Source organism: Wolbachia endosymbiont of Nomada ferruginata, assembly GCF_001675785.1.
Taxonomy (GTDB): domain Bacteria; phylum Pseudomonadota; class Alphaproteobacteria; order Rickettsiales; family Anaplasmataceae; genus Wolbachia; species Wolbachia pipientis.
The window spans coordinates 1-10,765 of record NZ_LYUY01000046.1 but is presented as its reverse complement, the minus strand read 5'-3'; the positions used below and the strand labels follow the sequence as shown (position 1 = coordinate 10,765).

Annotated in this window: 9 protein-coding genes and 1 pseudogene; 7 read left to right on the top strand and 3 right to left on the bottom strand. The window is 35.5% G+C overall.

Features of this window, described 5'->3' with window-relative positions; translation table 11 throughout:
• Positions 1 to 54: 54 nt before the first annotated feature.
• The 4 genes and pseudogenes from BA053_RS08770 to BA053_RS03555 all read left to right on the top strand — a co-directional run.
• Positions 55 to 255 (top strand): annotated as a pseudogene (locus BA053_RS08770) (ankyrin repeat domain-containing protein); the annotation flags it as partial.
• A gap of 75 nt (positions 256 to 330) precedes the next feature.
• Positions 331 to 1,329: a TomO hydrophobic C-terminal domain-containing protein gene (locus BA053_RS03565; protein ID WP_458695121.1), complete on the top strand. Its 999-nt coding sequence runs from the start codon at positions 331 to 333 to the stop codon at positions 1,327 to 1,329.
• 87 nt (positions 1,330 to 1,416) lie between these two features.
• Entirely contained in the window at positions 1,417 to 3,867 is a 2,451-nt protein-coding gene (gene topA, locus BA053_RS03560; RefSeq protein ID WP_065106768.1) for a type I DNA topoisomerase, read from the top strand.
• Between the two features lie 138 nt (positions 3,868 to 4,005).
• The gene (locus BA053_RS03555) at positions 4,006 to 5,310 is read left to right on the top strand and encodes an ankyrin repeat domain-containing protein (RefSeq protein ID WP_065095331.1); all 1,305 of its coding nucleotides are present in this window, start codon (positions 4,006 to 4,008) and stop codon (positions 5,308 to 5,310) included.
• A 190-nt stretch (positions 5,311 to 5,500) separates the two neighbouring features.
• Here BA053_RS03555 and trhO read toward each other — a convergent pair whose 3' ends face one another.
• Both trhO and BA053_RS07290 read right to left on the bottom strand, forming a co-directional pair.
• Positions 5,501 to 6,328, bottom strand: a complete 828-nt coding sequence (gene trhO / locus BA053_RS03550; protein ID WP_065106767.1) for an oxygen-dependent tRNA uridine(34) hydroxylase TrhO — start codon at positions 6,326 to 6,328, stop codon at positions 5,501 to 5,503.
• Between the two features lie 125 nt (positions 6,329 to 6,453).
• Positions 6,454 to 6,681: a hypothetical protein gene (locus BA053_RS07290; protein ID WP_156517997.1), complete on the bottom strand. Its 228-nt coding sequence runs from the start codon at positions 6,679 to 6,681 to the stop codon at positions 6,454 to 6,456.
• A gap of 157 nt (positions 6,682 to 6,838) precedes the next feature.
• On the opposite strand from BA053_RS07290, the gene BA053_RS03545 reads away from it, so the two are divergent.
• Positions 6,839 to 8,437, top strand: coding sequence for an ABC transporter permease (locus BA053_RS03545; protein WP_065106766.1), 1,599 nt, complete (start codon positions 6,839 to 6,841; stop codon positions 8,435 to 8,437).
• A 13-nt stretch (positions 8,438 to 8,450) separates the two neighbouring features.
• On the opposite strand, the gene apaG is transcribed toward BA053_RS03545, so the two are convergent.
• Positions 8,451 to 8,852 carry a Co2+/Mg2+ efflux protein ApaG gene (gene apaG / locus BA053_RS03540; RefSeq protein WP_174525429.1) on the bottom strand — a complete coding sequence of 134 codons (402 nt, stop codon included), beginning with the start codon at positions 8,850 to 8,852 and terminating at the stop codon, positions 8,451 to 8,453.
• Positions 8,853 to 8,951: 99 nt separating this feature from the next.
• On the opposite strand from apaG, the gene BA053_RS03535 reads away from it, so the two are divergent.
• The gene (locus BA053_RS03535) at positions 8,952 to 10,025 is read left to right on the top strand and encodes a 5-(carboxyamino)imidazole ribonucleotide synthase (protein ID WP_065106765.1); all 1,074 of its coding nucleotides are present in this window, start codon (positions 8,952 to 8,954) and stop codon (positions 10,023 to 10,025) included.
• Positions 10,026 to 10,352: 327 nt separating this feature from the next.
• Positions 10,353 to 10,493, top strand: a complete 141-nt coding sequence (locus tag BA053_RS07865) for a hypothetical protein (protein ID WP_156518096.1) — start codon at positions 10,353 to 10,355, stop codon at positions 10,491 to 10,493.
• Positions 10,494 to 10,765 lie beyond the last annotated feature (272 nt).

The following is a 10,765-nucleotide window of genomic DNA, read 5'->3' as shown; positions in this document are numbered from 1 at the left end:
TTTCTCATCTTTACCCCGTACTAAAATTTCAGATATTATAGCCTTTTACTTGTTTCCGGACAACCTCTAAATGTGAAGGGTGAAAATGGATGGACTCCTTTACATTGGGCTGCTGTGAATGGCCATACAGATACAGTGAATGCTCTATTAGCAGCAGAGGCTGATGTTAATTTACAAAACACAGATGGCAAAACTCCTTTGCATTTGGCTGTTGAAAAGAAACACAAAAGTGCAGCGGAGTTTCTAATAGCACATGAAATTAAGTTACAAGGTTCCAATGCACAAAAGCCAGAATATCTAGTACAACATAATTCTAATTTTACAAGGGAAATGTCAGAATATTGGAATAGGTGCCTAGGTGAATACAAAAAACTTGAGGAGGAAGATAAGTTACTACATGACTTTTTGAAGGAAAGTGACACTAGTACATTAGTAAGTATATGGGAAAAAAATGAAGATATATGCAGTAAGTTTGATAACAAAGAAAGCTTACAAAGGCAATATCCAGAATATGCTTATACTCTAATTAATAAAGCTAACGAAATAAAAAAAGAAATTTCTCTGCACAATCATGAGCCGCTAATTGATGCTTTATCAACGCATTATAGGCGTGATTTTCAAGCAATGATATTTGCTGGTATAGAAAACTTTTTTAAAGTTCACAAAGATGACTTTAGAAAAGAGTTAGGAAATGGAGGAATCACTCTAATTAACTTCGTAGATTTTGAAAATTTTGCAAAAAGGCATGCTCCTACATTGAAAGTAAGGGCGTTTGCAAAGGTTATAGAGAATAACCTATCAAGCGAGAGCCCTGATGATCAAAACATTGATCAAGCTTGTTCTTCTAGTGTTGATGAGCAAGTTCCTCAGCCTGTAAGTGAAATAACTGGCATTATTAAACACATAGGTGCAAGTAATAGTGAGGCTTCTTCAGAACTCGAAAGTAATGGTAATCAACAAAGTACACAACCAGAATTTTTAACAACCAACGGTAACTCTAGTAGCATAGCTTCTGAAAGTGACAGTACTAAAATACTAGTTTCAGATCAAGAAAATGACATCCAGAACAATAATATACAACCAAGTTCACGAAGTGAAAAGAGAAGTAAACTGCCTGGTGTGGCTGCTTCTGCACTGGCAGTGGCTGGAGTTGCTTTAGGAATAACTATTGCAGTTCATTTGGAAATGTTAGCAGTGGGAATAGCAGTTGGAGCAATTTGTTGTCTTGTTGCTGCTGCAATCGTATATTACTGTAATAAGCCTTCAAATTCACTTGAAAATAGCAATGTCCAAGGGTTTTCTGAAAAGGTTCCACAACCCATTGTGTAAAATTCACAAGACCTATTAAAATATTTTTTTACTTTTCATCGTATATTTCTCAACATATTATCTGTAAGTACTAAAATAATTAACAATATGGCATTATTAATAGTTGAATCACCTGCGAAAGCAAAGACAATAGGTAAATATTTGAGTAAAGAGTTCAAAGTAGCTGCATCCTTTGGACATGTGAGGGATCTTCCAGCAAAAAACGGTTCTGTCGATCCGGATAATGATTTTGCTATAAAGTATGAAACCATTGAAAAAGCAGAAAAGTATATAAAAGAGTTAGTAAAAGCCGCAAGCAAAACATCAGATATATATCTTGCAACAGACCCAGACAGAGAAGGGGAAGCAATGGCTTGGCATGTGATAGAGACATTAAAAGAAAAGAAAGCAATCAATGATAAAAGCAACATTCATAGAGTAGTCTTTAATGAGATAACAAAGAGAGCAGTTCAAGAAGCAATAAAGAATCCACGTGAAATAAATATGGATTTAGTGCGTGCACAACAAGCACGTAGAGCTTTGGATTATCTAGTTGGATTTAGCTTGTCACCACTGCTGTGGACAAAATTGTCGGGGAGCAAGTCTGCAGGGCGAGTGCAGTCTGTTGCATTAAAGATTATATGCGAACGAGAAGATGAAATTAGTAAATTTATAACACAGGAGTATTGGAGCATAAAGGCAGAAATGCAAAATAGCAAAGATGAGGCTTTTTTTGCTATGCTAAGCCACTATGACAATAAAAAGCTAGAAAAATTTGATATTAAGAATGAAGAAGAAGCAAAGAACTTAGTCAGGGAGATTGAATCAAGGCAATATGCTGTAAGCACAGTAGAACGCAAGCAAGTTAAGAGAAACCCGCTTCCTCCGTTTATTACTTCAAGTCTTCAGCAAGATGCAGTAAATAAGCTGTATTTTAACGTGAAAAATGTTATGCGAGTAGCGCAAAATTTATACGAAGGTATCGATATTGGTGGTGAAACTGTAGGGTTGATAACTTACATGCGTACAGATGGGTTTCATATTGCAGATGAGGCTATAAACTCAATTAGAGGGTCAATTAAGTCATTATATGGTGATAAATATTTATCGCAGTCCCCTCGTAAATATGTAAAAAAGGTCAAAAATGCTCAAGAAGCACATGAAGCAATTCGTCCAACTGATATCAATAGAACGCCGGGTAGTATTAAGGATTACTTAACGCCAGAGCAATTTAAATTGTATGATTTAATCTGGAAAAGGACCATTGTAAGTCAAATGGAGTCGGCGATTCTTGATCAAGTGGTAGTTGAAATTAGCTCTACTGATCAGAAAGTGATTCTGCGAGCAAGTGGGTCGAGTATATTCTTTGATGGTTTTTATAGAGTCTACCAAGATAATATAGAAGCCGAAAATGAAGGCCTGCTACCTGCCATGAAGGAAGGGGAAGCGTGTAAGCTGATTTCAGTTGAGCCAAAACAGCATTTCACTCAACCGCCACCTCGTTATAGTGAAGCAAGTATCGTTAAAAAAATGGAAGAAATCGGTATAGGTCGACCATCAACTTATGCAACAATTATTTCGGTATTACAAGATCGTGAGTACGTTTCATTGGATAGCAAAAGGTTTATTCCAAGCAGTCGTGGTAAAATCGTTACTATATTTTTAGAAACTTTTTTTCAGCGTTGTGTAGAGTATGATTTCACAGCACAAATGGAAGAAAAGCTTGATTTAATTTCAAATGGACATGCAGATTGGAAAAAAGAATTAGGCCACTTTTGGGTGCCATTTTTTGGTCATGTAAACTCTGTTAAGCAAATGACGCATGATGAAGTTTTCAGCGGTATTCACGATTTGGTAATCGATTGGTTTTGTTCAGAAGAAGGAAGAAAAGAGGTGAATACGAAATGTCCTATTTGCTCTGATGGCATATTGAAATTGAACTTTGGGCGAACAGGAGTGTTCCTTGGATGTTCTAACTATCCTGAATGCAGCCATACAAAAGAAATTACGGGCAGTAACGACAATTCAGAATATCCAAAAAGTTTAGGTATAGATGATATAACAAACCAAGAAGTGATGATCAAAAAGGGTCCTTTTGGACTTTATCTGGAGTTTAATAACGAGTTAAAAAAGAAAAAAACGGTTTCCATACCAAAAGATATAAATGTTAATGAGATTGATCTGAGCACCGCTACTCAGTTACTTTCCTTGCCGAAAGTAATCGGAGAACACCCTGAAACCGGAAAGGAAGTAAAAATAGGCCTTGGACGATTTGGGTACTATATTTTCTATGATGGTAGATACTTTTCTCTTAAGAAAAGCTCCAAAGAGGTGCTGAATACAGAATTGAGCGAAGCTGTACAAATTATTGCAAACAGTCCACGCAAAGAGTTAAAATCTCTCGGGCTTAATGAAAAAGGAAAAGAAGTTTTTATCTGCAACGGTAGGTACGGATTCTATATAAAATGCGGTAAAACAAACGTTGCTTTGGGCAAGAGTGCAGATATTGAAAGCATAGATTTGAAGAAGGCTTTAGAGCTGATTAAGGGTAAGAAGTAAATACTTAAAAGGTATATATTTATAACTTTTTTATAAATAAAATAAGTTGAGGTATTGTATCTTATAATTGAAAAAAACACTTGTAAGTTCTATTTTTAGTACATACATTAGCCTTTTTATAATTTGCGAAGTAAAATTATGTTAAATAACATTGAACATTATGATTTATATAAAATTTTTGAGAAATATAGTAAGAACAATGATGAATTAGCAGACTATGAGCGTTTAATAGGTAAGTATATTGAGAAGGCGATTGAAAAAGGTAATAATTGCTTTGAAGAAAGTGGTCTGCTTTGCCCGATAACAGGAGAACTAATATTAGAGCCTGTTAGAATAATATATGATGATGATTCAAAGTCGCAAAATGTGTTTGAGTACCATGAGATTTTTAAGTGGTGGGAAAAAGAAGGGGATAACGCAACAGACCCATGTACCAAAAGGCCTGTAAAAGCTCTTTATCTAGATGAGGAAATAAGACGAGCAATAGAGGATAAGTTATGGGAATGCTTCAATGAATATTATTATGAGTTACTGGATAATGAAAAAAGAGGTATTAATGAGGCGGTAAGCTTTCTAAAGTTAATGCGATTTATTGAGTGTGGTGATTACTATCAGGTGTTACAATGTCTTAATGGTGGTGTTAATATTAATGCTCAAAACGATAGTAGTCAAACCCCATTACACATTGCTTCCTTCAAAGGTGTGGCTAGTGTAGTAAAACTTCTTTTAGAGAGAGGTGCTAAAATCGATACCCGGGATAATCAAGATGAAACTGCATTACACTATGCTTCTTATTATGGTCACCGTGCTACAGCAGAAATTCTTTTAAAGAAAGGTGCTAAAATCAATACCCGGGGTAATCTAGGTAAAACTGCATTACATCATGCTGCTTCTGCTAATAATGCTGATATGACTAAATTTCTTCTGGAGGCAGGAGCCAAAGTTAATGCGAAAGATAGCTTTGATAGAACACCACTTTTCTTTACTGACAATGAAGAAATAATTACTTTACTTAGAAATAAACAAATTATTGAGTCGGTTATTGAGGATAATTATGATCAGGTGTTACGGTGTCTTAACGATGGTGCTGATGTTAATGCTAAAAACGATAATAAGGAAGCCATATTACACATGGCTTCCTTAAGAGGTATGACTAGTATAGTAAAACTTCTTTTGGAAAAAGGTGCTAACATTAATATCCAGAATAATCTGGGTAGAACTGCATTACACCATGCCACTTCTACTAATAATGCTGATATGGTTGAATTTCTTCTGAAGGCAGGAGCCAAAGCTAATATAAAGGATAATAATGGTAGAAAACCATCTTCTTTTACTGAAAATAAAAAAATAATAGGTTTACTTAAAAATCCACCAGCTAGATGCCTTTCTGATGTTATGGTTAGCTGTCTTTCAACGCCCACTTCTGTTTTTTGTGGAAAGTAATATGGATTGATGTATTAGTCAATAGATGTACTTCAGGTTATTTAATTTGCTAGAAAAATGTTGTAGAATGGCTTTTGCCATTCTACTTTTTGAAGTGCAACTTTCCAATTCTATAGCTAACATAAGACTATCTCAAGACCTCGTCATCTCGCTGTTTGTTAGCGCCGCGGCGGTATGACGTAGAGAGATCTTATTTATTATAGCTATAACACTGAAGTTTACAATCAGAACAAACCACCTGGCCACGTGGAACTGATTTCAGTTTATCAGTTGAAACTTGATTTGAGCAGAATATGCATTTTATTGTGTTGCTTGGAGTAAGTGAGTTATCAACAGCAACTCTATCATCAAAAACAAAACACTCACCTTCCCAATTACCATTTTTATTATAAGTTTTTTCAAGGTAAGAAAGAATGCCGCCTTTAAGATGGTAAACATCACTAAATCCAAGGCTTTTCATATATGCTGTAGATTTTTCGCATCTAATTCCACCAGTGCAGTACATAGCCACTTTCAGGTCTTTACTCTCAGAAAATGACTCTGTCCACTGAGGAAACTCACGGAAACATTGTGTGTGTGGATTAATTGCATTTTTAAACTTGCCTAATTTCACTTCATACTCATTTCGTGTATCTATTACTAAAACGTCAGGTTGAGAAGTAAAATCATCCCAATGCTCTGGATCAACATATTTACCCTTAAGGGAAATATCAAGATTGCTTACACCAAGATTCACAATCTCTCTTTTTAATTTTACCTTCATCTTGCTAAATGGTTGATATTCTGCTGCACTCTCTTTCCATGTAAGGTCCCTTAGCCTATAATCAGAACGTAGAAAATCAAATATTTTATCAATCGCGTTTCTTTCACCAGAGACGGTTGCATTAATACCCTCTTCTGCAAGGAGTATAGTACCCTTTAACTCAACGTTGTTGCATGCAGCTTTTATTTCGTCTTTCATGTCATAATAATTAGAGAGTTCTACAAAGTGATAGAAAGTTGCAATGACAAAGCTCATGATTATTCACTTATCAACTAAAAACATGATATACAAAATTATAAAGATATTCAATAGTACGGCTGTTATAGCTAAAGTGGCTCTACAATTTGAAAAACCGTCATTCCGCTACTCGTTAGCGGAATCTATACTGAGATACCGCGAATGAATCCATAACTGTACGAACATTGTGATTTGAGAGCAATTTCCACAAGGGAGGATGTCATCCCAGTGCTCCTTTTTTTGTCATCCAAGTAGCTAACACTGGGAGCCAGCTTTTTTGTAATTTTATTGAAAATGTTGTATAGTCGTTTGTTTACAATCAATTTTTCTGGATCCAAGTAGTCTGGGCACTGCCTTTGTGTTTGAGGCAAAACCTGCTATAACATTTAACACACTGCTTTCACAAACGAATGTTCGTACAGTTGTGGGCGGTATGACGTAGGGAAACCTTTCTTGGGTTAGCTATAATTACTGGATATCTTCAGTTTTTACATATAACATTTTAATATAAAATATAGATTCAAATTAATGTTTTTAAGAGTATTTAAAAATATATTCTTATTTCTAGTAAGTATATTATTCGTCTGCCCAATATTATCATTAATATCAATTCTATTTACAGAATCAGCAAGTTCTGGATGGGTAATTAGTACACTTTTCCCTGAATATATACTGAGTACGTTAATTTTGATGATAGGAGTGGGGGGAATATCTTTCATATTTGGAGTAATTCCAGCGTGGCTCACCACATTTTTTTCATTTCCTGGAAGTAAAATTTTTGAGATTGCTTTGTTCTTTCCGATATCGATTCCCGGATATATAGTAGCGTTCGTCTATGTAAATACACTAGAGTTTTCAGGTCCGGTGCAGAGCTCATTAAGAGACATTTTAGAGTGGAGCAAAGGTGACTATTGGTTTCCTGAAATAAAATCCCTAGGTGGTGGAATATTAGTAATGGGATTCAGCCTATATCCATACGTTTATATGTTAGTCCGCTCAAGTCTAAAGAATGTTAGTAACTCAGTCACTATTGCATCAACACTTGGATTCTCCTCATTGAAGAGCCTGTTTTCTGTCATCATACCCTCCATACGCCCATCAATTATAGCAGGGTTATCCTTGGTACTAATGGAGGTAATTACAGATTTCGGCACACCACAGTTTCTTGCTATCGATACTTTTACGACAGGAATATATCGCACCTGGTTTTTACTGCATGACAAATATTCAACTACTGTTTTAGCAGTTGCAGAGTTGATTTTCGTTGCAACACTAATAGCTATCGAAAAAAAACTACAAAAAAAAGGAATATCCTACTCTTCAATCAATACCAATTCAGATTATCACAACAAACGGAGTATAAGTGGCGCTATACCGTTGATCTTTGCTTATCTTATGTGTGTATTGCCGATATTAATAGGTTTTATTTTGCCAATGATTCCGCTCATATATTGGAGCATAGAGAAGGGGTTTTTCATATATGAAGCAAGATTCTATAACATAATAGCAAATAGCGTTAGTTTATCATTTATCACCGCATTAATCTCAATTAGCATTGCAATAATGATTGGATATACGGCGCGTAAAAATAAGGTAATCAATAATGTAGCACGTCTCATTTCTTTAGGCTACGCAATTCCAAATGCAATTATCGCAATTAGCATAATAATATTTTTAAGCAGAATATCCTCTTTCATTACTCAATATATTGTGGAAATTAGCTTGGTAGGAACTATTGGCGCATTAGTTTACTCATATTTATTTCGTTTTTTTGCTATATCTTTCAAGGCGGTAGAGTCAGGGCTCAAAAAAACACCAAATGAAATTGAGTGGACTGCATATACCATGGGTCATGGGCCTATTTCCACATGTTTGAATGTTCATATCCCTCTCATCAAGAAGAGTATATTATCGGGATTTTTGCTCGTATTTATGGATACTATCAAAGAGCTCACAGCAACACTCATTATAAGACCATTTAATTTTGAAACTATATCAACTAGAATATATGAACTTGTAAGCGATGAGCGCTATAGAGAAGCTGCCCCATTTTCGTTAATGATAGTTATAATAGGCTTAATCTCTACAATAACCTTATTTACACTTGATGATAAGGATAAAAAATAAACTATTTTGATAGTTAATGGGGTCTAGTTTTGACGTATGGACTATCCAAAGAAAAGGGTGGTATCATAACCTCAAAAACTTTTATGCTTTCTTCATTCAGAAATTCATACTTACCCTGCATTATTCCTGACGGTGCATTTAAGTATGTTCCACTTGTGTATTTAAATACCTCTCCAGATTTTATCACAGGTTGTTCTCCGATAACACCAACTCCGGCAATTTCATTTATTTTTCCCTTATAATCTATTATTTGCCAATGACGACTTAATAATTGAATAGTTGATTGGCTTTTGTTTTTTATCTTAACGTTATACATCCATACATAGCAATTTTCATAAGGAATGGATTGCTCTTCAATATAAATTGGTAAAACTGTAACTTCAACAAAGTTGGTAGTTAGTGTGTATTCTAGAATCATTATAGAATATTCATGATAAAAAGATAACATTCTAATTATATACTTTTTTCATAGATTTTTCAAGTATACTCTAATTAGGAAATATCAATTTATAGTATGAATGAACCAGATGCGCTTAGCAAAAAAGTAATAGGAATAATAGGTGGTGGACAATTAGGTAAAATGACTGCTATCGCTGCAACAAAACTTGGACAAAAAACACATGTTTTTGCCAGTGCTAAAGACGATCCGGCTTGCTCTGTTGCTGATGATTTCACAATAGCAGATTTCTCTGATAAGAAAGCGCTTGAATCTTTTGCACAGAGTGTGGATTTGGTCACTATTGAGTCTGAAAATATTCCATGTAGCGCAATTGATATCGTATCACAGCACGCAGATTTTTATCCAGGTAAAAAAGCATTACACATTGCGCAAAATAGGCTTAGAGAGAAAGATTTCATTAGAAGCTTGAGTATAAAAACTGCTGAATACAAAAGTATACAAAATTATAATGAGCTACTGAAAAGCAGCAGAGCTTTTGGCTATCCAACAAGACTGAAAACAACAGAAATGGGTTATGATGGAAAAGGGCAATATGTGCTTAAGAATGATTCTGAAGTGAAGCAATTTGCTTCCTTTGATTGGAATACAGAGTACATTCTTGAAGCAAGTGTTGATTTACTGAAAGAGGTTTCAATAGTCGTTGCAAGAGATAAAAACGGTAAAGTAGCTTTTTTTCCTATAGCAGAAAATTACCACGTTGATGGAATACTTGATACTTCAACAGTGCCAGCTAAAATAGATAGCAAATTAACTCAAGAGGTACAACGAGCTGCAAAGAAAATAGCAAATGCGCTCGATGTAATAGGAATTCTGGCTATTGAATTTTTTGTTACTAAGGATAACGAATTGTTAGTTAATGAACTAGCTCCAAGACCTCACAATTCTTGCCACTGGAGCTTGGATGCATGTAACGTTAGTCAATTTGAACAGCTGGTTAGGATAATATGCGGGCTACCTATGCAGGAAGTAGTATTACGCTTTCCTTGTATGACGAAAAATATAATAGGTAATGATATATATGATTCTCATAAGTATTTGAGCAACGAAAAAGCTAGTTTAACCATATATGGGAAAAAAGAGGTTAGGGATAAGCGTAAAATGGGACATGTCAATATAGATTTAAGTTAACAGTTTTTCTACGTTATACCGCCACAACTGTACGAACATTGTGATATGATGAGATGTTACATAGTAAACGGTGTCATTCTAGCACCTCTTTTCCCGTCATCCCGCTGCTTGTTAGCGGGATCTCATTTCACTTTATGAAGGTGTCATCCCAGCACCTCTTTTCCCGTCATTCCGCTGCTTGTTAGCGGGATCTCATTTTACTTTATGAGGGTGTCATCCGAGTAGCCCCTTTCTCGTCATCCCGCTGCTTGTTAGCGGGATCTCATTTCACTTTATGAAGGTGTCATCCGAGTAGCCTGACTACTTGGATCCAGGAATTTTATTAAGTTGGTAAGCATAAAAGTGGCTGATCTTATGTTAAAACACAACGTTCTTGATGAGATTACAGCAAGGCTGGATTCCAGTGTCAGCTACTTGAATGACAGCAGTCCTACGTCATGCCGCCGCGGTATCTCTAGATCCCGCTAACAAGTAGCGGGATGACGATTGTCGTTTAGCCATAAATATTAAGAAATTTACTAAGCAGGAAAAAAGGCAAAGAAACCCCGTAGTAGCTAGCATTCAAATTCTCCCTTGTCAATTTGACGTTTTTTGCTGTCTTAAACGCTTTGTAAGCGCGTTTCGGCTTATATAGGTAAAAACCCAGAAATTTTTAAAGACATGCGATGCACGTAGTGCGAAAAATTAAACATGAGACGCCAAATACCCTAAGTTTTTTGTCATTAACCTGCACAGATTGC

What these genes read in the sequence shown, in the direction of transcription:
- trhO (WP_065106767.1), bottom strand. Translation starts at nt 6,328, where the DNA reads ATGAGCTTTGTCATTGCAACTTTCTATCACTTTGTAGAACTCTCTAAT.
- BA053_RS03555 (WP_065095331.1), top strand. Translation starts at nt 4,006, where the DNA reads ATGTTAAATAACATTGAACATTATGATTTATATAAAATTTTTGAGAAA.
- topA (WP_065106768.1), top strand. Translation starts at nt 1,417, where the DNA reads ATGGCATTATTAATAGTTGAATCACCTGCGAAAGCAAAGACAATAGGT.
- BA053_RS03565 (WP_458695121.1), top strand. Translation starts at nt 331, where the DNA reads ATGTCAGAATATTGGAATAGGTGCCTAGGTGAATACAAAAAACTTGAG.
- BA053_RS03535 (WP_065106765.1), top strand. Translation starts at nt 8,952, where the DNA reads ATGAATGAACCAGATGCGCTTAGCAAAAAAGTAATAGGAATAATAGGT.
- BA053_RS03545 (WP_065106766.1), top strand. Translation starts at nt 6,839, where the DNA reads ATGTTTTTAAGAGTATTTAAAAATATATTCTTATTTCTAGTAAGTATA.